The 21,834-nt window shown below is 61.6% G+C and carries 23 protein-coding genes and 2 tRNA genes; 8 read left to right on the top strand and 17 right to left on the bottom strand.

The features are described from left to right. Nucleotides 1–48 precede the first annotated feature (48 nt). From ACWHTU_RS16065 to ACWHTU_RS15990, 16 genes are all read right to left on the bottom strand, one after another. Nucleotides 49–1,866, bottom strand: a complete 1,818-nt coding sequence (locus tag ACWHTU_RS16065; RefSeq protein WP_447860403.1) for an ATP-binding protein — start codon at nucleotides 1,864–1,866, stop codon at nucleotides 49–51. A gap of 302 nt (nucleotides 1,867–2,168) precedes the next feature. Continuing rightward, nucleotides 2,169–2,645 (bottom strand): hypothetical protein, encoded by a 477-nt coding sequence (locus ACWHTU_RS16060; RefSeq protein ID WP_447860402.1) that lies wholly within the window; start codon nucleotides 2,643–2,645, stop codon nucleotides 2,169–2,171. Nucleotides 2,646–2,675: 30 nt separating this feature from the next. Next, on the bottom strand, nucleotides 2,676–2,873 hold the full coding sequence (locus ACWHTU_RS16055) for a hypothetical protein (RefSeq protein ID WP_447860401.1): 198 nt from the start codon (nucleotides 2,871–2,873) through the stop codon (nucleotides 2,676–2,678). An 89-nt stretch (nucleotides 2,874–2,962) separates the two neighbouring features. Further along, entirely contained in the window at nucleotides 2,963–5,728 is a 2,766-nt protein-coding gene (locus tag ACWHTU_RS16050; protein ID WP_447860400.1) for a DUF499 domain-containing protein, read from the bottom strand. An 87-nt stretch (nucleotides 5,729–5,815) separates the two neighbouring features. Continuing rightward, entirely contained in the window at nucleotides 5,816–6,154 is a 339-nt protein-coding gene (locus tag ACWHTU_RS16045; RefSeq protein WP_447860399.1) for a HEPN domain-containing protein, read from the bottom strand. Continuing rightward, nucleotides 6,138–6,482 (bottom strand): nucleotidyltransferase domain-containing protein, encoded by a 345-nt coding sequence (locus ACWHTU_RS16040; protein WP_447860398.1) that lies wholly within the window; start codon nucleotides 6,480–6,482, stop codon nucleotides 6,138–6,140. Before ACWHTU_RS16040 ends, ACWHTU_RS16045 begins: the two co-directional genes overlap by 17 nt. Before the next feature lie 31 nt (nucleotides 6,483–6,513). Continuing rightward, entirely contained in the window at nucleotides 6,514–7,254 is a 741-nt protein-coding gene (locus ACWHTU_RS16035) for a hypothetical protein (protein ID WP_447860397.1), read from the bottom strand. Beyond that, the gene (locus tag ACWHTU_RS16030; protein WP_447860396.1) at nucleotides 7,238–8,791 is read right to left on the bottom strand and encodes a hypothetical protein; all 1,554 of its coding nucleotides are present in this window, start codon (nucleotides 8,789–8,791) and stop codon (nucleotides 7,238–7,240) included. The genes ACWHTU_RS16035 and ACWHTU_RS16030 overlap by 17 nt, the downstream gene beginning before the upstream one ends. Then, the gene (locus ACWHTU_RS16025) at nucleotides 8,773–9,633 is read right to left on the bottom strand and encodes a DUF1156 domain-containing protein (protein WP_447860395.1); all 861 of its coding nucleotides are present in this window, start codon (nucleotides 9,631–9,633) and stop codon (nucleotides 8,773–8,775) included. The genes ACWHTU_RS16030 and ACWHTU_RS16025 overlap by 19 nt, the downstream gene beginning before the upstream one ends. Further along, nucleotides 9,630–10,442: a four helix bundle suffix domain-containing protein gene (locus ACWHTU_RS16020; RefSeq protein WP_447860393.1), complete on the bottom strand. Its 813-nt coding sequence runs from the start codon at nucleotides 10,440–10,442 to the stop codon at nucleotides 9,630–9,632. The genes ACWHTU_RS16025 and ACWHTU_RS16020 overlap by 4 nt, the downstream gene beginning before the upstream one ends. After that, the gene (locus tag ACWHTU_RS16015) at nucleotides 10,439–12,604 is read right to left on the bottom strand and encodes a helicase-related protein (RefSeq protein WP_447860392.1); all 2,166 of its coding nucleotides are present in this window, start codon (nucleotides 12,602–12,604) and stop codon (nucleotides 10,439–10,441) included. The genes ACWHTU_RS16020 and ACWHTU_RS16015 overlap by 4 nt, the downstream gene beginning before the upstream one ends. An 84-nt stretch (nucleotides 12,605–12,688) precedes the next feature. After that, nucleotides 12,689–13,792: a DEAD/DEAH box helicase gene (locus ACWHTU_RS16010; RefSeq protein ID WP_447860391.1), complete on the bottom strand. Its 1,104-nt coding sequence runs from the start codon at nucleotides 13,790–13,792 to the stop codon at nucleotides 12,689–12,691. A 634-nt stretch (nucleotides 13,793–14,426) separates the two neighbouring features. Further along, nucleotides 14,427–14,502: transfer RNA gene (locus ACWHTU_RS16005), tRNA-Lys, on the bottom strand. An 81-nt stretch (nucleotides 14,503–14,583) separates the two neighbouring features. After that, a tRNA-Arg gene (locus ACWHTU_RS16000) sits at nucleotides 14,584–14,659 on the bottom strand. A gap of 38 nt (nucleotides 14,660–14,697) precedes the next feature. Continuing rightward, entirely contained in the window at nucleotides 14,698–15,339 is a 642-nt protein-coding gene (locus tag ACWHTU_RS15995; protein WP_447860390.1) for a YkgJ family cysteine cluster protein, read from the bottom strand. A gap of 26 nt (nucleotides 15,340–15,365) precedes the next feature. After that, on the bottom strand, nucleotides 15,366–15,938 hold the full coding sequence (locus tag ACWHTU_RS15990) for a hypothetical protein (RefSeq protein WP_447860389.1): 573 nt from the start codon (nucleotides 15,936–15,938) through the stop codon (nucleotides 15,366–15,368). A 286-nt stretch (nucleotides 15,939–16,224) separates the two neighbouring features. Here ACWHTU_RS15990 and ACWHTU_RS15985 point away from each other — a divergent pair, with 286 nt between their 5' ends. Further along, nucleotides 16,225–16,512 carry an HU family DNA-binding protein gene (locus ACWHTU_RS15985; protein WP_447860388.1) on the top strand — a complete coding sequence of 96 codons (288 nt, stop codon included), beginning with the start codon at nucleotides 16,225–16,227 and terminating at the stop codon, nucleotides 16,510–16,512. Between the two features lie 155 nt (nucleotides 16,513–16,667). Here ACWHTU_RS15985 and ACWHTU_RS15980 read toward each other — a convergent pair whose 3' ends face one another. After that, the gene (locus tag ACWHTU_RS15980; RefSeq protein ID WP_447860387.1) at nucleotides 16,668–16,943 is read right to left on the bottom strand and encodes a MoaD/ThiS family protein; all 276 of its coding nucleotides are present in this window, start codon (nucleotides 16,941–16,943) and stop codon (nucleotides 16,668–16,670) included. A 120-nt stretch (nucleotides 16,944–17,063) separates the two neighbouring features. Here ACWHTU_RS15980 and ACWHTU_RS15975 point away from each other — a divergent pair, with 120 nt between their 5' ends. The 7 genes from ACWHTU_RS15975 to erpA all read left to right on the top strand — a co-directional run bounded on the left by ACWHTU_RS15975 (nucleotide 17,064) and on the right by erpA (nucleotide 21,789). Continuing rightward, nucleotides 17,064–17,462, top strand: a complete 399-nt coding sequence (locus ACWHTU_RS15975; protein ID WP_447860385.1) for a hypothetical protein — start codon at nucleotides 17,064–17,066, stop codon at nucleotides 17,460–17,462. A gap of 301 nt (nucleotides 17,463–17,763) precedes the next feature. Further along, the gene (gene rfbC / locus ACWHTU_RS15970; RefSeq protein WP_447860384.1) at nucleotides 17,764–18,324 is read left to right on the top strand and encodes a dTDP-4-dehydrorhamnose 3,5-epimerase; all 561 of its coding nucleotides are present in this window, start codon (nucleotides 17,764–17,766) and stop codon (nucleotides 18,322–18,324) included. Nucleotides 18,325–18,403: 79 nt separating this feature from the next. Beyond that, nucleotides 18,404–18,907, top strand: coding sequence for a Fur family transcriptional regulator (locus ACWHTU_RS15965; RefSeq protein WP_447860383.1), 504 nt, complete (start codon nucleotides 18,404–18,406; stop codon nucleotides 18,905–18,907). After that, complete coding sequence (locus ACWHTU_RS15960; RefSeq protein ID WP_447860381.1) at nucleotides 18,904–19,332, top strand: rubrerythrin family protein; 429 nt, start codon at nucleotides 18,904–18,906, stop codon at nucleotides 19,330–19,332. The genes ACWHTU_RS15965 and ACWHTU_RS15960 overlap by 4 nt, the downstream gene beginning before the upstream one ends. Nucleotides 19,333–19,410: 78 nt before the next feature. Beyond that, entirely contained in the window at nucleotides 19,411–20,712 is a 1,302-nt protein-coding gene (locus ACWHTU_RS15955; RefSeq protein ID WP_447860380.1) for a heterodisulfide reductase-related iron-sulfur binding cluster, read from the top strand. A gap of 31 nt (nucleotides 20,713–20,743) precedes the next feature. Next, nucleotides 20,744–21,361, top strand: a complete 618-nt coding sequence (locus ACWHTU_RS15950; RefSeq protein WP_447860379.1) for a DUF3501 family protein — start codon at nucleotides 20,744–20,746, stop codon at nucleotides 21,359–21,361. Between the two features lie 107 nt (nucleotides 21,362–21,468). Further along, nucleotides 21,469–21,789 (top strand): iron-sulfur cluster insertion protein ErpA, encoded by a 321-nt coding sequence (gene erpA, locus ACWHTU_RS15945; protein ID WP_447860378.1) that lies wholly within the window; start codon nucleotides 21,469–21,471, stop codon nucleotides 21,787–21,789. Nucleotides 21,790–21,834 lie beyond the last annotated feature (45 nt).

The raw sequence follows: 21,834 nt of genomic DNA, 5'->3' as shown, positions 1-21,834 counted from the left end.
GGCAGCGGCGGGTCAGCAGATGACCCCGTGGCTGGGGCCGCGGCACGGTTACGAGCAGGTCAACACTTCGCGCACTTTGCGCGCCAGGATGGCGGGCGTAAAGGGCTTCTGCAGAAAGTTGACGCCCGCCGAGAACACGCCGCAAGACCCCAGGACCTCGTCTGCGTAAGCCGACATGTACAGTGTCTTCATGTCCGGCCGAAGCGCTTTGAGCTGCTGAGCGAGCTCGGGGCCGTTCATCCCGGGCATGATCACATCGCTCAGCAGGAGATGGAGCGGGCCTTGATACGCTTTGACGAGTTGCATCGCCTGACGGCCGTTGGCGGCTTCGAGCACCCGATAGCCATGTCCGCTCAATGCTTCGCGTGCCAGAGTTCTCACCATCGCTTCGTCTTCCACGAGAAGGATGATCTCGGTCCCGCCGCTCGACGCCGCAAGCGGCATCGCCGGTGGCGCTTCCTCTCCTGCATTGCTGAACTGCGGGAGATAGATATGGAATGTCGTCCCACGGCCGCGCGCACTCTCCACCGCAATGTAGCCTCCGCTTTGCTTGACGATTCCGAACACGGTCGAGAGTCCTAGGCCGGTGCCCTTTGCCGGCCCCTTGGTCGTAAAAAAGGGCTCGAAGATACGGGCTTGGGTCTCGGTATCCATTCCGATTCCGGTGTCTTGGACGGACAGCAGGACATGCGGGCCGACCTCGCTCCCGGGATGACCGTGGGCGAACGCGGCGTCCAGATCGACGGTGCGAGTCGCGATGGTGAGGACGCCGCGCTCAGGCATCGCGTCCCGAGCATTGAGGATGAGGTTCATGATGACTTGGTTCAATTGCGCGGGATCCATGAAGACATGCGCGGGGCCGGCGGTGAGATCCAGGCGTAACTCGATATGTTCCCCGATCACCCGCCGGAGCATCTCGGCCATCTCGGTGACCACGTGGTTCAGTTCGACGATGACAGGTTTAAGGGTCTGTTGCCTGCCGAAGGCGAGGAGCCTCCGGGTCAACGTCGCAGCTCGCTCCCCTGCGAGGCGGATCTGGGCGATTTTGGCTCGGCGAGGATCGTCTTGCCTCAACTCGGCCTGGAGGTCGTCGGAGTACCCATTGATGACCGTGAGCAGATTATTAAAGTCATGCGCGATTCCCCCGGCCAACTGGCCGATGCTTTCCAACTTCTGCATGTGGCGCAGTTGGGCTTCCAACGCCGCCTCCCGTTGGTGGCGGCGGTAGCAATCGTAGAGGGCCCCGACAGCCTGAGTCAGCAATGCAAGCTGGGCCACTTCGGTTCCGGTGTATCCGCCCGGCCGATTCGCCACGCCGATCAGCCCCACGACCTCCGCACCCCGCAACGTGGGGACACCGAGGAAATGCCGGAGTGGCGGATGCCCGGGTGGAAGCCCGCCAGCCCGCGGATCCGTCGGCGGATCATTCGCCAGCACGGGCTGGCCGCTGGTGATGGCTCGGCCGAACAAATTCTCGAAGCGAGTGAACTCCAGATACCCGACTTCCTGATACGTGCGGAGAGCCGTCTCGTAGAACTCTCGATTGATGGCCTGATCCCAGACGATCCCTTCGTGCGCCAGGATCCGTAAAACCGGCCCCTCGACGACGACCCCGATGAATCCGTACTCGCTCGCGGTTTGGTCCAATACCGCTCGCAAGAGGCGGGCGCTCGCCTCTCGCCAGTTCCCGCTGCCGAGAAACGCCAGCAGCGTCGTATGGATCGTCTCCAGTTGCGAGGCTTTCCCCCGCAGGGCTTCCTCTGCTTGGCGGTGCCGCGCTTCGCGTTGTTCGAGTTGATGACAACGTTCACGAAGGCGTGTCAGCTCCTCGATCAGACCTTCCTTGGTTAGTTCGTCATCCGTCATCGCCTCCCCCATCGGATGCCGCCAATGGCGGCTTGGTTGAACGCAAACGCCGATTCTTGGCCAACGGATTCTCTTAGCGTCCGGTAGGATAAGGCAAATGTTCCCAGAAATCGATCACCTCGTTTGGGGAAGAGTGCGCGGGATGTGACACGGAGAAGGTCGTCCTTTTGGACAGCCCGGCCTTCGACAACCGGTCAACGGACACCGGTATGGCGGGCTGCCGAAAGTTCGGTGGAAAACGGCGGGTGAAGCTCACCCGCTCGTCAAATCGAGAAATCGAGGCCGAAGGAAGGCCAGTTGCGTTACGGCCGGCACCCGCCTTTTCCGTGATTGGCCTCCGAAGGCTCCTCCCACTTCTCCGGCAGGCAAATCGCTCGGGCGATCGCATAATAGGTCAACAGTCGAACCCGCTGACCGGGATGTTCGACGGGGTGCGCCCACCAGGCGGATCCGCGAAAGACCACGTTCCCTGAGTCTGTGCCCATCGCTTTAACGGTGACGCGCTCATCATGGAGCACCGCGGCTCGGTTCCCGGTGGTCTCCGCGGGAACGAGGAGATCGGCAGTCTCGACCACCACGACATGATCGGCGCCGGCGTCCTTGCCCAGTTGGAGCAGTTCAACCCGTTGCTCGTCAAGTGAGCGAATGCGCTGCGCCCGCTCCCGCAAGTTGGCAGGGAGGGTCTCACGCGCCAGAATCGTAAAGCCCGCCTCCCGGAGGATCTCCTTGGTCGTCTCCACCGCCGTCGTCGTGGCCGGGGTGGAGGAGTTCCCCCACACGAGGACCCGGGTTAGCGGTTTCTCCGGTGGTTAGAACTCGCCCGTGGTCTGGGGGTAGACAAGATGCTCAGCGAAGGCGGGCAGTGAGATAGGGAACGTGCCCGCCGAGAGGCACAGGACCGCCGCAACGATCGCCACTCGAGCCAGCATCCTCCCGTTCTTGCGGAACACCGACCCCGCGCGGTGGACTGAACTGACGAAGCCGACGTGGATACAGAAAATGATCATCAGCCTGATGGTCCTTTGGGGGGATCTTCGTGCTCTGCTGCGACGCCGTTGCCCGAGAAAGCGATGCGGGATTGCCAAGTTCAAGAGATTCAGAGGCTCTTCTGAAGCTCGATTCGGACCTGATTGGCCAGATTGAGATCAGCCAAAGCTTGCTGGAGGTCGGATGCCAGTGTGCTGGCTGTGGTGTCATCGACTTCGACGGAGCAATCCAATCCGAGGCGAAGGTCGGACCCAGAGCGAAGCTTGGGAATCAGCTTTGTGCCCAAGCGGTTCCAGAGTTCCGGTGGGACCGTTCCTGTGATGCGAAGACAAACCTTTGCCGTACCCGCTGCAAGGGCTTCGGTCGGCGTCGAAACCACGGCAAGCGGCAGAGTCACCGTGGGTGGCTCGGCAGGGAGGGGCGGCGCGGGTGGCGCTTTCAGTGCACGGGCCCGTTCCTTGAGCAGGAGGTAGACGTCGGCGTCGAAGGCGACCTCGTCCACCGGGAGCAATTCCGAGAACCAGACCCGGGAGAATCCGCCGCCCGGCTGCGCCCCCGAAGCCAGCCCAAACTCACCGCGCGAGACAAACTCCGGGATTCTGTTTCTCAGGTATGCCTCAGGGTCTACCAGCCGATCCAATGATCCGTTCAAGAACGCCTGTCGGAGACTGGACAGCGGCCACGCGCCGGTCTCCCGAAACGCCGGCGGCCACTTGCACTCCAGGTAGCCGGCCCCCGGCGATTCGTTGAGTAAGGCGTGAGACTTCAGCGCCGTGAGCACTCTGCCGCACAGTGTCTCGGCATGGCTGGCATGCCCGGCACCAAGATCGATGACCGTGAGCCCATCCGATTCGTTGTGATCCGCCAGCACAACATAGCGATAGCTGGCCCATACCTCGTCCCTGGCACTTTCTTCCGCCTCGCGCACCTTGGCTCCCACGTCCGCCCGGTCGGCCCGGTCGTACTCGCCGGCCAGCGTGCCGTCGGCCAGGTCCTTTTCCACGCGCTTCCAGGCCAGCCAGATCTCCAGCTTATCCTTGAGATCGCGTCCCGGCTTTCGGACGCACCACATCAACGCCCCTGGGTACAGTCGTGGTGACTTGCCCCGCTGTTTGGTCCATTCAGCGAGCGTGTGACGAAGGCTGCCGTTGTCATCCCATTCCAACCAAGGATCAAGAACGACGAGCGTAAGCCGAGGTGTGTCTTGAACGGCCGTGCCGTCTTCAGGGAAAGCGACCAGTGGGATGGTCGCTCCACGCTCGAACTCTTTCCTCACGACCATCAAGGCGGCGTTGCGCACCTCCTCGTCATCCAGCGAAGCCCGCCTGTCACTGACGACTTTTTTCAGCGTGGGTTTGAAACCGAACCGGAACCCATCGTGACCGACCTTTCGGATGAAGTAGCCCTTCGCCTCAAACGCCATCGCCGCGTTATCGATCGAGGTGGTCTCAATTTCTGGTTCGCCCAGCGCGAAGCGAAGCTCAGGCAGATGGGCGGCCTTGTCCCCTTGCCCTCCGGAAGACTCAAACAGGATCGTGGTGCCGACGCGACGATGGATATCCCGAAGGGGGCCTTTCGTATCCACATCAAGTGCCCGTGCATGGCTATGTTCGTCGGTCAGATCGGTTTGAATCGCGCCCAGCAGCCGAGGCTCGCCCAACTGGCCTAGAATCACCGCGCGAAACTCCGGGACTTCGAGGGGCGCGGAGCCGAGCGTGATCAGCGGCTCCCGCCGTGCCCGCTGATAGCCATCCCGGTACGCCCAAGAGATCCACTGGGCGAGCATGGCAAGGGTCCCGCGTGTTTGCTGATACTGGAGCAGTGCCTGCCATTTCCGTTGGAACACGGAAAGCGTCGCCGGATGGAACGGGTAGCAGGCTTCGAATCGACTCCGGAGAAAGTCGCGTGATGTGGCGTCCGTGGTCACCGTATCGACCGCCGTCCACTCCGGGGGCAGTTGCGCGCGGCGCTCAAAACACCAATCGGCATAGACCTTCGCGACAGCCTTCCGAACCTTCTGAGGCCCAAGATCCTCAAAGAGCCTCCGCCGGACCACCTCGCTGATTTCGCTCTCGTCGTTGGCGAAGAGATCCTTGGCCACGCGCTTCACAACCTTCGTAATTTTGTCCTGCCACTGCAGGTCCCAGTCCGTCATCTCGACTTGGCTGCGGGGCAAGCTGATCATCGCCGCACTGTGCGTGGTACCGGTCAGCGCCACCGTCAGGTTTTGGATAAACGCATGGAAGCCCTCAGCCATGCCGCGATGGCGATTTAAGAAGTTCAGGACCTCATCAAACAGGATGAGAACGCTCCCGCCGGCGGCCTGAATCACGCGGTTGATCGTGTCAGTCCCAGGGGGCGTGGTCCTGGCCGTGGGGCCAAGCGCCGTGACGCCGGCATCTCCAGCCAGTTGGCGAGCCAGATCAATCCAGGGCGTTTCGCGGCCTTCTTGGGGGTCCCAGGCGTTGCCGACAAAGACCGCGACCTTCGCCGTCGGGATGTCGGAGAGACCGGCCCCTTGGACCAACTCCTTTACTCCATCATGGGTGGCCACTGTCTGGGCATGTTCCACGAGGTGGTACAGCGAGGCGAGGGTGTGCGTCTTCCCGCCGCCGAATTGGGTCACGAGAGTCAGGACCGGGGCGGCGTTCTCGGTCTTGCCCGACAACCGGCGCAGCACCATCCCGGCATGGTCTCGAAGGGCGCGGGTGAAGCAGGTGCGGTTAAAAAACTGGACGGGGTCCCGATAATCAATGGGCGCGGTGCCCGCGACCACCTGCTCAAGCGCGATGGCAAATTCGTCGGGATTGAACGACCGTCCCTCGCGCACTTCGGGACGCGGCGTGACGACTCTGTACCAAGGGTCCACGGCCATCAGTTGTTCTCCCGAAACGCCTCCGGCGGCAACAGTGCCCGCACGGTCTCACGAACACGTCGCGCCATGACGACGGCCTGCTCTGCCTCAGAGCCGATCGATCGGATCCCAATCGCCTGGATAGCGCGCTTCGATGGTATAGCGATTCAAGGGCTGCACATCCTGTGGGCCCGCACCTCGGAACCCGGCATCCAGCGCCAGATTAAGCAAGACGACGAGATCATGAGATCGCGGAACATCGAGCTGTTTGAAGGCGAGCCAGCCCTTCAGATACTTCTCCACGCATTGCTGTGCGTGAAAACACACGGTGTCGAACGGGCAGTCCTCATCACGGATGGTGAGGGTATGCTCCGCGTTGCACAGATCGTGCTCCGCTTTCTCAACCCACTGCCGAACCTGTCGGACCACATCATGCGGCTCGGTCATAGAGAATCAGCCCTTCGAGCGCCGCAGGCCGTAAGACCGACCCAACCTGATGCCGAGCCCGATCAAATTCCTCCGGAGTAACGACAAGAAGATCCAATGGAATCCTTCTGTCCGCGAGCGCACCGTCGATTTCGGTAGCCTTTCGCCGTTTGGACCCCTCCACCGGCATCACGATCAACAGATCCACATCGCTATCCGGCCCCGCCTGGCCCCGCGCGTGCGAGCCGAACAGAATGATCTTCTCCGGGTTGAACTGGGACACAATGCGTCGGACCATTTCCGCAATGGCATCTTGAACAGTTGTTGTGTTCAATCCTGTAGCAGCCATCGCCACCTCCGTGGCTGACGAGAGCGGGCCTCTATCTTGGCACAGCCAATAACATCGCGTCGAGCAGGCGCTTTTCTTCGCTGTCTGTCGGATACAAGGCCGAGAGGGCGTTGGCCAAGCGCAGGAAGTCCGGGCCGCGCTCCTGCTCGGCTTTCAGCAAGGCTCGGAGCGCATTGGCGCGGCCGGCGGCCTGGAGCAACATCGCCGCATGGACTCGATCCAGTGTCGTGGCCTCGCGGCGAGCCGTCAAGGCCTCCTCGGTCGCTTCGGTGACAGTGCTGCGCCGACCCCTCCGGCCTGACCCGCGTCCCCGCCGCGGACGGCTACCTTCAGCCTCCGCATCCTCCAAGAAACTGAACACCTGCTGTGGGTTGCGACGCGCAGCCCGCTCGATCTGCGTCGCAGCGACCGCCAGGCCGGCCTCGCCGAAGAGCTGTTCCGCCCGCTCGCTCACGGGCAGGAGACGCACGATCCCTTTCTCCGTCTCGATGATCCGGCCCTCCCACTGGTCCAGATGAATCCCCAGCGGCTGGGCGAACCGGCGGACCACGTCGAAGATCAAGGTGGAGCCGCCCTTGGGTTTGGGGGGCGGCTCTTCATCCGACTGATCCGTCAGATCCGACGGATCGGACTGATCCGTCGGATCAGACGGATCAGCCGAAGAGCCAGCCGTGCTCTGCAACGTCCACAGAAACAGCGCCGTGAGCCGCGCGTCTTCCTCGAGGGCGCCGGCCGCCCCGTTGCGGGCTTTGGCTTCAGCGGTGCCCAGCACTTGCTCCAGCGCCAGACGGCCGACGGTCTCCCAGACATAGGCGAGAAAGCCCCGCTGGTAGGGTTCGCTTGCCGTTGGATCGCCACTGAGGGGGATCTCGCGGCCTTCGGCATCCTCGACCTTGGAGTAGCGGCTGTAGATTTCCATCGCCGGGCCGATACAGGCAAAGACCAGATCGGCCCCCCCGCACGCCTTCGGGTTGCAACCGCTCGATCCAGTCGCCGACGCGGACAGGCAATTCGCGGTACACCTCATCCCAATCGCCGATTCCAGCACCGTCGGGCCGTGGCCGGCAAACCAGGTGGACGCTGGTCGCAAGCGCGGCGGAATCACGGGCCCGGAGACGCGAGGCCATCTCCGTCGCAATGGGCCACGAGCCGGTGATCGTCCAGCCGCCTTTGATCATGCCGGACAGCAGCGCCTCCCAGTCCTCCGTCGTCTTGTGGGCGAAGACCACGGAACCCACGCCATCGCCGCGCAGCACCCGCCGGCCTTCGGCGAAGGCGCGGGCCATGGCATCTTCGTAGAAGGCCTTGTCCTTGGGCCGACCGTCCTCGGTTGCGGAACGCTCGTTCTGCACCGCCTCGCGCGCCTTTGGCACAAGCTGGTTCGTGGGATCGAACGGATCGCGCAACAGCGGATGGCCCGGCAGCGCCCGCTTGAGCCAGACAAAGAAAAAGTCCGACAGGTCGGCATAGGGCACCGTATCATAGTAGGGCGGGTCGGTGAACCAGACCGTGGCCGTGTCGTCGGGCAACGGGTGCTCTGTGGCGTCGGCGAGTTGGACTTGGCCCGCTCCGGAGGAGAAACTCACACATTGGGCGCCATCGTTCGTATTCTCCACGCTGACAATGAAGCTGCCACTGGCCTGAGCAGAGGGGACTCCTTCGGCGAAGTCCCAAGCGATCGGTAAGGCTTGCCTTCCAAAAACGTGTCGGGGGCATTCCGCAATTGGTTCCCAAGCGCAAATGGAATTGGCCAACTCGGAAAGTTTAGACAGCGAAAGCGCCAGCCCCTCCCGCACCGCTGGCGGTACCGTAGGGGACAGTTCCCGCACCAGCCGCGCCAGCGTCACTAGCCCCACCTTCTGCCGGGCCGTGAAGAGGTCACCCCAGTGGAGCATGCCGTAGCGCTGCACGCGGAAACCCAATGTGCCGATTGGTGGCAACGGCTCACCCGGCACGGGGCTGAGCGGAGATGATCCGTCTGATCGGTCCGATCCGACAGATCCGTCCCATCGCCTCACGATCGCGGCCAGCCGCTGCTGGGCCTTCCACACCGCCTCGTAGTCGCGGTCGGTGGGCAGGCGATACCGTCGCCCTGGTTCGCCCGGCCGGAGCGTCACCACCGCCAAGAGCCGCGCGCCGCCGATTCTTCTTGTGTGATCGGTCTGATCTGTCCGATCCGACGGATCAGCAAAGACCACCTCCGCCCCGCCGCGCTGCGCGGCAAGCTGCGCGCGCACCCGCTCCGGCGCGAGCGCCGCGCCGCAACAGAGGCAGGTGGCCCGGGCGCGGCTCACCGTGCCCGGGGGCACGTCGTTGTCGCTCTTGGGCTCGAAGATTTCAAATCGGACCGATCGGACGGATCTGTCGGATCGACCGATCCGTCTGAAACCACGACCCGCAGCGCCCGCTTGCGATTGGCCTTCTTGCACAGCCAGAACGACCGGACCAACGGAATCTCCGCCCCGCAACCGGACGATTCGCAGCGCACCGTTCTGGCCCACAGATAAGCGATGGGCCGCGCGCCGTCTGGGTCCGGCGGATACAACTCGGCCAGCTCCTTTTCGGCCGCTGCTTTGATCTCCGCGCCCACACGCCGCAGTTCGTCGGCCAATGCCGGTCCATGGCGCGGGATGTCTTCCAAGAGGACTTTCAGAATGAGGCAGGCCACCGGGTTCAAATCGCTGGCAAAGGCCTCGCACCCCAGCCGCAACGCTTCGAGCGGAATCGAGCCGCCCCCGGCAAAGGGGTCCACAACCAGCGGCGCTTCTTCGCCGTGAGCCGCCTTGACCAGCCCACGAGAGACTTCAAGATAAGTGCGATCGGAAGAGAGGTCCCAATTGGCGAAGTCGCCGATGAACTTCAAGAGCGCCTGCCGAAGGTCCTCATCCTTCGGCTTGATCGTTCCGACGACGCGCGGCAACAGGTCGCACGCCTGCTTTTTGAATTCAGCAGGGCAGCGTTCGTCACAGGGATCCGGCAAAAGCAGCGCGAGCAACATCGCTCGACAGGCCGCGAGCGGCCGCCTGGCCCACCACAGATGGAGCGTGGACGGATGCCCGTGCCGAATGGACTTCTCCCGCGCTGCATGTTTGGAAACAGTCGCAATGGGAAAGTCGACTTCCGCCAGCCGTTTGCATTCTTTGGGGATCATAGAGGCACCACCCCCTTGCAAGTTGGGTAAGCCGAGCACCCCCAGAAGTGATGGCCGGCGTTTTTTCCGCTTTTGGCCGTGCGCAGCACCGTGGGCTTGCCGCACTGGGGGCAGGGGGGAATGCGATCGGTCGGATCGGACGGATCAGACTGATCCGACGGATCAATCCGATTCTTCTTCCCCCGAAAAGCCAGGCGGGCCGCGGCGAGCTGCTCGCTGTAGCCGCCCTGCTCGATGAACTGCTTCCCCAGCGCGGCAATTTGCTGGTCCAGCAGGTAATTGGCCTGATGGATCAGGCAAATGATGGCATTGGCCCGCACGGCCGGATCGTCGGCCTCAAACCAACGGGCATAGAGCGCCCAGCGCTCTTGATCCGACAGATCGGTCAGATCGGACCGATCCTCCTTAAACCGCTTTGGCACCTCCCGCACGGCCCGTGCTTCGGGCGAGTCGGGCGCCCACTGGACGAGATGCCGATGCCGCAAATAGTCTTCGAAGTCAAGGAGCAGTTCTTCTAGGCTGGCCCAGGCGGTGTTGAGCAGCCGCAGTTCGGTTTGGGAGGACGTGGCGGAAGCGCGACTGCCTTCCGCGATATTCTGCCGCCCCGAGCGCGCGGCCTGCACCATCTGGTCCACTAGACGGCTGCGCGAATCGAGAAATTTCTCGCAGAACCAGTAGGTCGCATCGTAGATGAGGGTGGCGGTCTGGAAGCTCGCGCTTGCGCGGTAGCCGCCCGACGGGCGGAGGCGCGTTGGAGATCGGTCTGATCTGACCGATCGGTCTGATCTGTCTGATCCGTCGGATCTCATGCTCCCCCTCCGTAGGGTTCTTGTTCCTCCCGCACTGTCATGGGCTGCGTCATCGCATCGATCGACAAGTAGTAATGATCCACTTTTTTCACCTCGTGCCAATCGAGCCGTGCCGGGTCTTTGATGGGCGCTTGCAGGCGCGGCTGGGTTTTGCAGTGGGTCACCACGTAGAGCCAATAACAGTCGCGGCGATCTTCGGCGATCCGCTTCTCGTTCGGGGTGAGGCAGACGGTCCCGCTTTCTCCAGCGATGCCCTTGACCTCGATGAGGCGCAACTCGCCTGACGTCGGATCGAGGCTCGTCAGGTCGTAGCCGAGATTTTTGTCATGCACATCCTCCACGGTCCGCCCCCGGGCGCGTTCATACTCGATAACCACCCGCATGGCGATGGCTTCCGTTTCCGAGTCGGGCCGCAGTTTCTGGACCTCCGGCGCATGGCGTTCCGGATGAGGGAGGACGAGGATGCTGGTGAGCCGCTCGACGTTTTGCAGCGTCAGTGAGCGTTGCCGTTCCAATTCCTCCCGTCGGCGCTCGCGTCGGGCCATCAAGGCGGCCTGGCGCTCTTCCGCCATCTTCAACCGCCCCGCGGCCCCTTCGACCCCGCGCTCGGCTTCTTCGCCAAACCGGCCGATCAGGCGATCTTCCTTCGCAATGAGCTCGGTGAGCGAGAGCTCGATATGGGCCTTGATGCGGTCCACCTCGGCCAGCCGCTCGGCGCGCACTTCTTCGAGGAACGGCGTGAGCACGCGCTGGTTGAGCCAGCCTCGGTCCTCCGGCTTGTGGGCGATCGCCGGCAGCGGGTCCGGCACCGGCGCAGGAGTCAAATTTCCGAGCACACTGGGCTCGTGCAGGCGTGGGAGATCGTCATCCGAAACTTCCACCGCGAACAGCCGCTCGTGGATGGTGTCGCCCAATCCGTCCACGACCTTGGCTCTGTAAAAATCTAGCCGTGCCGGGGCGTCATGATCGAGGGAGTAGAAACAGGCCCCGGTCGCCCAGGACTCCTGCGCCGCCGCCACCGCATGGCGGCGGAGCGCTTCGAACAGCGGATGGCCGGGCGTGATCCATTCCAGATTGTGGGTCTCGGCGACCGTGCGATCGGTGGACAGGCGTGGGTAGCGGTTGGCCAACGCCGGGAACCTCCAATCTCCAGCGGTTTCAAAGCGCCGGAGCGCAGCCGAGGTCGTACCAGGCTCAAACGTATGCGGCAACGACGGCACGGCTTTGAGCGTGAAGGGAATGGACGGAGCCACCTCTCGGATGAACCGCGCGATTGTCTCCGGCACGATGCGCCGCTCCTGCGCACGGGCGCGGCGCTCGATGAGCATGGTCAGATTGAGCTTCTTCGAGGCCAACCCTTCCAGCGCATGCTGGCAAATCTCGCGGAAGCGCTCTTCTTTGACATCGCGGAGCAGCCGATCTTCAAGGTCGGCGTCACCCAGGCGCCCCGCATAATAGTCCCGGAGCACGCGTTCAAGATGGGCGGCGGGCAGCACCTCGCCTACGACGTTGAAGACTGCGTCATCGTCGAGCGCGTTGCGGATCTCTTGGAGCTTGTCGAGCAGCTTCCGAAGGACGCGGCCTTCGATGGTGTTCGTGGCCACGAAGCTGAAAATGAGACAGTCATGAATCTGGCCGTAGCGATGGATGCGGCCCATCCGTTGTTCGAGCCGGTTGGGATTCCAGGGAATGTCGTAATTGAACAGGATGTGGCAGCACTGGAGATTGATGCCCTCGCCCGCCGCCTCCGTGGCGACGAGGACTTGGACGGCCCCGTCGTTGAACTGTTGTTCCGCGTACAACCGGCTCCCTGGTTCATCCCGCGAGCCGGGCTTCATGCCGCCGTGGATAAACCCGACGCGGAAGCCCCATTGCTTGAGGCGGGCGACCAGGTAATCCAGCGTGTCTTTGAATTCGGTGAAGAGCAGAAGCCGCTGGTCCTGCCGATCAAAGAACCCTTGCTCGTGCAGGACCTCCTTGAGGCGAGATAGCTTGGCCTCTCCGGCCGGTCGGCCGGGCACAGCTCCGGCGTCTTCTACCCGTTTGGCTTGCTCTGCCAACGCGCTGAGTTCGGCGATCTCATCCCGGACTTGCTGCGGGTCCGCCGCCAGCGTGACGGCCTCCAGGATTTCTTCCAGGCGTTCTCGCTCGCTCTCCTCCATTTCCTCCAGCTCCTCTGGCTCGGGGATCTCCGGAGGCACGAGCCTGGCTAACTGTTGCGCGCGCTTGAGCCCCTCTTCCAGTCGTCAGGCGCGGTTTTCCAACGACCGCCGTAATGAATAGGTGCTGGAGGCGAGCCGTCGCTGGTAGAGCGCCATCAGGAATCCCACTGCCCGGGCGCGCGGATCGTCCCCTTGGGCTGCCGCCTTATGGGATTGGGCTTTCACATAGGCGGTGACCGCGTGATAGAGCCAATCTTCGTCGCCATCGATCTTGAAGTCCACGGTGTGGGGGATCCGTTTGGTGAAAATTTTTCTGGCGATCCACTTGCCGTCCGGCTGCCGTTCCGGGAAATAGACCATGGCTTCCTTCGTGCGGCGAAGGTAGAAGGGGGCTGAACGACGGTCCATCGCCTCCCGAATGGACCGCACATCGGCATAGGCATCCTGGTCCAGGAGCTGGAGGAAGAGACTGAAATTCTCAGGGTCTCCCTTGTGCGGCGTGGCCGTGAGCAGGAGCAAATGGTCGCTCGTATCGCGCAGCAATTCGCCAAGCCGATACCGTTGGCTCTTATGTTCGCTGTCCGCGGCCGACATGCGATGGGCTTCATCCACGATGACCAGGTCCCAGTGGACCTGACGGAGCCCCGGCACCATTGTCGAGCGTTTGGCCAGGTCGAGCGACGTCAAGACCTGCTTGCGCTCCTGCCACTGGTTCATACCGAACTGCTCGCGAATGTCATCGCCTTTCAACACCACGAACTTCTCGTCGAACTTTTCCCTTAATTCGCGCTGCCATTGGAACGTCAGGTTGGCGGGGCACACGATCAGAATGCGCTCGGCGAGTCCCCGCAGCTTGAGCTCACGAATGAGCAACCCGGCCATGATGGTCTTGCCAGCGCTCGCATCATCGGCCAAAAGAAACCGGACGCGAGCCAGTTTCAGGAGATGGTCATAGACCGCTTCGAGCTGGTGGGGCAGCGGATCAACGCGGGAGATAGACAGGCCGAAATAGGGATCGAACTCATAGGCGATGCCGAGCGCGTAGGCTTGGAGACCCAGCCGGAGGTTCTGTCCGTCGCCGTCGTACCGGCGGATGGCATCGAGGATACGGAGGCCTTTGATGTCCGTCAGAGAGAGCGTGACGCTGCGGAAGCGCTGAGTCTGTGTGCCGCGAGCCCGACGGTCCATGTGGAGGAACCAGCGACGCGAACCGTCTCGACACGCATCGGCTCGTTGAAGAGCGATCCTATGAGGATTTGACCCTCTTCTAAAGGATCTGTCTCAGCCATGCAACCGGCCGAAGGCTCCCGCTCACGAGTTTTGTCGGCAGGGAATACGCCATTCCCTGTCAGAAATCAACCCGACTTGCGTAGGAGGAGCGACAGAGATGGAAGTATTGTAAGGGGATGCTGACACGCCAGATGGTCGGGCAGGATGGTTTCAGATATCTCAGTTCGGAAATCGGAGGGTTTGGAAGGCGGTTGGAGACTGAGCGGGCCGAGTCGCGGAAAAGATGTGGGATGGTTTTATAGAGACGGCTGGTGGCGCCAAGCGAGCGATAGCACTAGGCGGACCAGTGGATTGAGGACTCTATCCGGTCGCGTCAATCTCGATAAACCTCAAACGAGCGGGCGGCACGCGCAAGCGAGGTTTGGATGGAACCAGGGATACACGTAGCGTTTATCCCGTCAGCAAGAACAATCAGATAGCCTCCGGGTCGAAGAAGAGGCTTGAACGGGGAGAAGAGCCCTGGAGGGATTTTTCTGCCCGCGCTCATTACCGGAACACCGATGAAGAGCGGGCGGTTCGAGCAAGCTTGGTTTGGTGGGCCGTGCAGGGATCGAACCTGCGGCCCGCTGATTAAGAGTCAGCTGCTCTACCAGCTGAGCTAACGGCCCACCGCGAAACTCGCCGGTCGTTGGGAATGGTTGCCCTGTCGCCAAAAGCGACCACTAGGCCGTGGTCGACTCAACGGGGTATGGCGCGCCTGACAGGATTTGAACCTGTGGCCCCTAGCTCCGGAGGCTAGTGCTCTATCCACTGAGCTACAGGCGCACCCGCCGACGAAGTAGAGCCGAACTTATCACAGCGCTTCACACCCTGTCCAGGTGGGCGCGGAGAACCTCCGGTACTCGCTCGGGGAGAAATCCATAAGGCAGCAGCATTTCCTCCCCCGCGATCTGCCGCTCTCGGCGGACACGGTCCAGTTCGTCGGCTTCCTGCCGCGCCAGGAGTTCCTCTTCCAGGCGCAACGAGCGGGACAGGCGGATGAGCGGGACGGACGTCTGCACCGCGCAGGCCCCGTGAACCCTTCCCCGTTCTTCCACGGGAATGCCCATCATCCGGCAGGTGACCGGCCGGAACGGATAGACGCCGCAACCGCCGTCCGGTTGAAGCGCAGGACAGGGGATCTCGGCGAATTCGGTGGCCAGCTGATCGATCTCCGCATCGGGCCAGTCGTCGAGCCAAGGACGTTCGGCGAGGCGGGGATACCGGGATTCAATCGTGGCGACGTATCGGCGGGCGAGGTCTTGAATCGTATCCCGGCGCACAGGCTCCATTAGCCCCAGCCCCCGCTGTAATTCCACAATGTCCAACACGGTGACGGGGAACGGGCCGAAGCAACACTGGTAACACCCTTTGCGGCAAGGAAGCTGGCCAAGGAGGGCGGCTCGCGCTCGATCGAACCACCGGTCGGCGAGGACCGGAAGGCGGCTCTGCGGCCTCTGTGACACAAGTATGACTGGAAGACCGATTGTGGTCAGACCATGTCGATCTCGGACGAGATCTCGTCCTGCAGTTCGACGATCAGCTCGCCTTTCGGCGAAAAGAATCCCTTCCCATCCATCTGGACGATCCCGTTGCAATGCTCTTGGAAAAACTCCAGGATCCAGCCGTTGAAATCGTACCCGTCTTCCGTCACATCGTCCTTCACCAATCGCGTGGTGGCGATGAACCGAGCCCGTCGCACATGCTCTCGCACGAGGTCGGCTTCAATGTCGTCGTAAACCGACAACCGTTCGAGAAATTGTTTCTGCTCCTGTTCAAACGCCTCTTTATAGGTCCCCCGGTCCCGCAGGCAAAAGAGTTGGATCGGTTTACGATCACGGTTGTATCCCAGGGAGATATGGACCCAGGCCCATTCTTCGAGCGCCGCGGGATCCATTTTGGGAATCAAGGGAACTTGGCCGCGCGATTTGAGAAAATCCAGCAGCAGTTTGAGCGGGGGGGCATTCTCACGACCGCAGAAGACCCTGCAATAAATGTATGATTCTCCCTTCGCCCCCTCTTCCGCTTGCGGGGAGGTCGGCAGAATCGGTAGTTCTTTGCCCATGAGGACCTCGTGCTCGTGAAATGGAATGATTTCGAGTTCTTGCAAACTGGCTGTAACTCTACTCTCACATCGGTTGCCAATCAAGAGTGCGTGAGTATGCTTTTTGCCATGCCAGATGCGCGTTTTTCCGGTTGACAGCCTCCAGGGCTTTGGCTACACTCTGCGCCGGTTTGCGCGCCCTTCACAGGCTGCGACAAAGTTCCTACACAATAGACCTGGAATACGGGCAGTTCCAGATCGCCGCCGCCACTTACTATTCACCATATGAGATATGAAGGAGGTACGTATGGCCAAATCGATGACGAAGTCCCAGATCGCCGATCACCTGGCGGGGAAGGTCGGGATCACCAAGAAGGCCGCCGTCCAGATGCTGGATGAGCTCGCTGCACTCGCATACAAGGAGGCGAAGAACACCTTCACCGTTCCCGGGATCGGCAAGCTGGTGTTATCGAATCGGAAGGCGCGCATGGGGCGTAACCCTCAGACCGGCGAGCCGATCAAGATTCCCGCCAAGCGCGTGGTCAAGTTCCGCGTCGCGAAAGTCGCTAAGGACGCCATCCTCGGGAAGAAGTGAGCGCAAGCGACCCGGTCGCACTGAACTCAGCGATTCCGCCTGTTCAGGCTTCATAGGTTTCCCACGTGCGAGGGCCGGTTCCCACGGGAATCGGCCCTTCTGCGTCCGTGATCGCCGTTTTCGCCAGCGTCGCCCCTGCACGCCGCCGTGTCCGGTCAGATGAGCGAAGGGCCTAACCCGCTTCCTCCTGTGCCGTCGTGGCCGACCAGCTTGATGGCGTCGCCGTCGTGCACCACCGTATCCATGCTCGCGATCCGTTTGTTGACGGTCACCAGCACTTTCTTTTCCTTCATCAATTGCAGGATGTCCCGCAGGTTCCGGCCCTGGCGTTGGATGAGTTGTCGCACCGTGATGGGGTCGGTGACTTCGCAAGCCAGATCACGCTCGCCGTCAGCAGCTTGGAGTTGTCCCATGAGCGTAATGGTCACCATCGGCTTTCTCTCCACGACATCATCTGCGCCAGGATAATACTGGGCACGGGTTGGGCCTGTCCAGACTCTCAGTCGGCTGCCGTTGACTCCGCCCGATTGCTTTGCTAAGGAACGCCGATCATGCCTTCGTTGGATATCCATCGACCCGGCATGGATGACCTGCAGTTCGTCCTGTTTGTGGTGGCGCTCTGCACTTCCGGACTTTCTTCGCTCGACGTCCCGGAAGAGATGCGCGTCGAGATTTTCGACCGCTGCTGGGCGTTGATTCACACCGATCCGCCGCCGACGGAACCAACGAAGCGGGTGATCGATCTCCGGTTCGGGACAGAAGTCACCCTGGAAGCTATGGTGGAGACGATCCGGAGCCGCTTGACGGAAGCAGGCATTACCATCCTGACAGGGGATCATCCGCCTAGCGAGCCCACGCTTCCCAGCACACCCGCCGCGCTGCCGCTGATCGAGCGCCTCTGGCAACTCTACCCGCCGACGGACCCGAGCGACTGCAGCGACGAACCGTAACGCTTTGAAAAGACTCAACAGCACAGACCGGAGAGCATGGCGATTCAGCTTGTCCTCGTTTCTTCTCCCAGGGCACCACAATGCTTTGAAGAAGGCAATGGGTCCCGGCAATGGGCTATGGAAAGAGCTGAGTGAGGGGCATGGTCATCTTGCAGGGTGGTCCCAAGGCCATGAGAACTCCTGAAGATCGGCGCGACGCTATTCCTTCGCTTCGCTTTTTCTCTCAACCGAACGGAGCAAGAGCGGGCCCCTCATTAGGGGCCGTCAAACGGACCATCGATCGAGAATAGAGGAGGGAGCGGTGCGTGTGATATCGACCGAACTGGAAGGAGTGGTGTTGATCGAGCCCGAGATCTTTCAAGATGCGCGCGGATTCTTCATGGAGACGTACCACGCAATGCGCTACGCCCAGGCGGGCATCGAAGGTCCATTCGTGCAGGACAACTTGTCATGGTCGGTGCGCGGAACCGTCCGTGGTCTGCACTACCAACTTAAGCAACCCCAAGGCAAGCTGGTGATGGTGCCGTATGGCTCGGTCTACGACGTGGTGCTCGATATCCGCAAGGGCTCTCCCACGTTCGGCAAATGGTACGGCGTCGAGCTGTCCGCCGAGAACCGCCTCCAGCTCTATATCCCGCCGGGGTACGCGCACGGATTCTGTGTGACCAGCGACGGCGCGGCTTTCCTGTACAAGTGCACGCGATTCTATTCCCCGTCCGATGAACGCGGCATTCTGTGGAACGACCGAAACTTGGGGATCGCCTGGCCGGTGGCCGAGCCGCTGCTGTCGGCGAAAGATCGCGCGTACAAGCCGCTCGCGGACATGGCCGACGAATTGCCGGTCTACAGCCGTACTTCCTGAAACACGCCGACGGCTCCGGTCCTCTTGAACTTGTCGATGTCCGTATGATATTTAGGAACCATTCCTATCGAGGAATGATATGACGCTCAGCCTCGACGAGATACGGAGGCGGTTTCGGGAGCGCGGGGTGCGCATGACGCCTCAGCGAGCGGCGATCTACGGCGCCTTGGCCAGAACCGCCAACCATCCGACAGCCGAGGATCTGTATCGGGAGGTCAAAAAGATCCATCCGATGATCTCTCAGAATACGGTGTACTACACGCTCGGCGTGCTGCGCGAAGCCGGCCTCGTGCGGGAAGTCAATTACTGGCATGACCGATCCCGGTTCGACGCCAACATCGATCTGCACCATCACCTGATCTGTCTGGGATGCCGAAAGATCGAAGATCTGATGGATGCGACGCTTGATCGACTGCCAATGCGGGTCGGCGGTCGGCTGGACTTCGAGGTGACTGGGCATCGGGTTGAGTTTCACGGCTACTGTGCGGCGTGTCGGCGCAGGAAAAGGCCGGGCGCTGCGGCGCGCCGCATGGGGCCTCATCCATCACAACACCTATCTGTTCAGAGGAGGAGGAAACGATGAGCAAGAGTCTCAAAGGTACCAAGAGCCATGAAAACCTGAAGCACGCTTTCGCCGGCGAATCCCAGGCGAACCGGCGCTATCTCTATTTCGCACGGCGCGCGGATATTGAAGGCTATCCGGACATCGGCGGCCTGTTCCGTGATACATCGGAAGCGGAGACGGGCCACGCGTTCGGCCATCTGGATTTCCTGAAAGAGGTCGGCGATCCGGTAACCGATGTGCCGATCGGCAATACAGAAGCCAACTTGAAGTCGGCCATTGAAGGTGAGACCTACGAATACACTCAGATGTATCCGGGCATGGCCAAGACCGCCCGCGAGGAAGGTTTCCCCGAGCTGGCCGAATGGTTTGAAACCCTGGCGAAGGCGGAACGGTCCCACGCCAACCGCTTCACGAAGGGATTGGAAAGCTTGAAGCAGGGATAATCAGTCGAAAGCCATCGGCATTCAGCCGTCAGCTCCGGAGTTGACGGCTGACCGCCGGTGGCTAGACCTTCATGACGCATGAAAGGCCTGCGCCTGATCAATCCGATCGAGCGGTCGCAGTTGGGTAAAGAAACCCAGCGCGTGTACGAGATCTGCGACGGCTGCCGCCGGTGCTTCAATCTCTGTCCATCCTTCAACACGCTGTTCGACCGGATCGATGCGCAGGAAAGCGATGTGTCCAAGCTTGCGCCGGCCGATTTCGAACAGGTCGCCCACGAGTGCTACTACTGCAAGCTTTGCTTCAATCACTGCCCTTATACCCCGCCCCATCAATACGAGATTGATTTCCCCCGGTTGATGCTCGCGTGGAAGAAGCAACTTGCGGCGGAGAAGGGGGTGCGGTGGCGGGACCGTCTCCTGACGAAAACCGACTTGATCGGCGCCGCCGGCAGCCTGGCGGCGCCGATCGCCAACTGGATGATGGAGCGCCGGTGGGTGCGCGCGGTGCTCGATCGGCTGCTGGGGTTGCACAGGGACCGGCAGATGCTGCCCTTTGCGCGGGAGACGTTTGTGCGTTGGTGGAGACGGACACGGCGAGCGGCCTCTTCAGGCTCGGCCGAACGCAAGGTCGTGCTGTTCGCGAGTTGTCTCGTGAACTACCAGGCGACGGACGTCGGCAAGGCGACGGTCCAAGTGCTGGAAAAAAATAAAATCCGCGTGGTTGTGCCGGAGCTGCGATGTTGCGGCATGCCGGCGTTCGACATCGGTGACACTGGGGCGATCGTGAAGACTGCCAAGGCCATGATCCGTGGCCTCAGGCCCTGGCTGGACGACGGCTATGATGTCGTCGTGCCGGTGCCGAGTTGCAGTTTAATGTTCAAGCGAGAGTATCCGTATCTGTTGCCGGGTGATGACACGGCACAACTGGCGCAACGGACCTTCGACGTGTGCGAGTACCTGATGAGGCTGAAGCGGGAAGGTGAGTTGGCGATGGATTTCCCGCGCAAGCCGGGCCGTGTGGCCTATCAGGTCCCTTGTCATCTGCGTGATCAGAATATCGGCTTGAAGTCCAAGGACTTGATGGAGTGCGCCGGCGCGCAGGTCGAGGTGATCGAACGCTGCTCCGGCCATGACGGGACCTGGGCGGCCAAGACGGAGTTCTTCGACTTGTCGATGTCGATTGCCGGCAAGGCGGTGCGCGACATCAGAAAGGCACCGGCCGATCTCATCGCTTCTGATTGCCCCCTTGCCGGTCTTCAACTGGATCAGGCCGGCGCCTCCGCTCACGCCGGAGGAACGCGCACGCTTCATCCTATTCAAATCATCCGCGATGCCTATGGGTTGCCGTCATCAGGGTGCGAGCGTGATCCGGATGCGTGACGGTGGACAACTCACACAAGCAGGTGATCGGATGAAAGGCCTGACACTCGACGATGTGCTTTCCTACGCCGACTATGAACGGCAACGGGATGCGTTTCGTGCGCGCATCATCGCGCTGAAGCGGCGCCGACGCATCTCGGTCGGCGATCTCGTCACGTTGGTCTTTGAAAATCGCGACACGATCCAGTTTCAAATCCAGGAAATGCTCCGGGTGGAACACATCCTCGACCCTCAGAAGATCCAGGCCGAGCTGGACGTGTACAACGCACTGCTGCCGGCAAACGGAGAATTAAGCGCAACGCTGTTCATTGAAGTGACGGAACAGGAGCAGATTCGGCCCGTCCTGGACCTTTTCCAAGGCATCGATCGCGGAGAAACCGTCGCGATCGCGGCCGGACCCTATGTCGTCTACGGGGAGTTCGAGGGGGGACGCAGCAAGGAGGACAAAATCAGCGCCGTGCATTTCGTGCGGTTCCGGACGACGGCGGAGTTTGTGAAGGCCGTGGCCGATGAGCGGAGTCCGGTCACGCTCACGGTCCACCACGGCCGGTACCGGGCGCAAGCGGTTGTGCCGCCCGAGATGCGGCAGGAATGGTTGAAGGATCTCGGTCTCAATGCGGAAACGCTGTGGAGCGAGACCGGCGGATGAGTCCGTTGACTTCGCGCGGGAGTGCCCTATACTCTGTAGGTATCGATGACCGGGGATGCCGTGATCGTGTAGACGGCGTCGCACCTGAATGATGAATGGAGGAAACGATGATCACCATTACCGAGAAAGCAGAGCAGAAAATTCTCGAACTCATGAAGGAAGAGCAGGACACGGTCGGGCTGCGCATTTACGTGCGTGGCGGCGGGTGCCACGGCTATCAGTACGGCATGGCCTTCGAGTCCAAACTCTCCGATGATGACACGGTTATTGAGAAAGGCGGTGTGAAAGTGATCCTGGACTCGCAGAGCGCTCCACTGCTGAACGGCGCAGAAGTCGATTACGTGGATAGCCTCCAAGGATCCGGTTTTTCGATCAAGAATCCGCAGGCGAAGACAACCTGCGGGTGCGGCAGCTCCTTCAGCGCATGACCCCCTGCGGACGCGAGAGTCGATTTTGTCGATTTTTATGGAAGG

This window comes from Nitrospira calida, from assembly GCF_976986435.1.
Note: the sequence above shows the minus strand (reverse complement) of the source record. Positions and strands in the feature narration are given on the sequence as shown.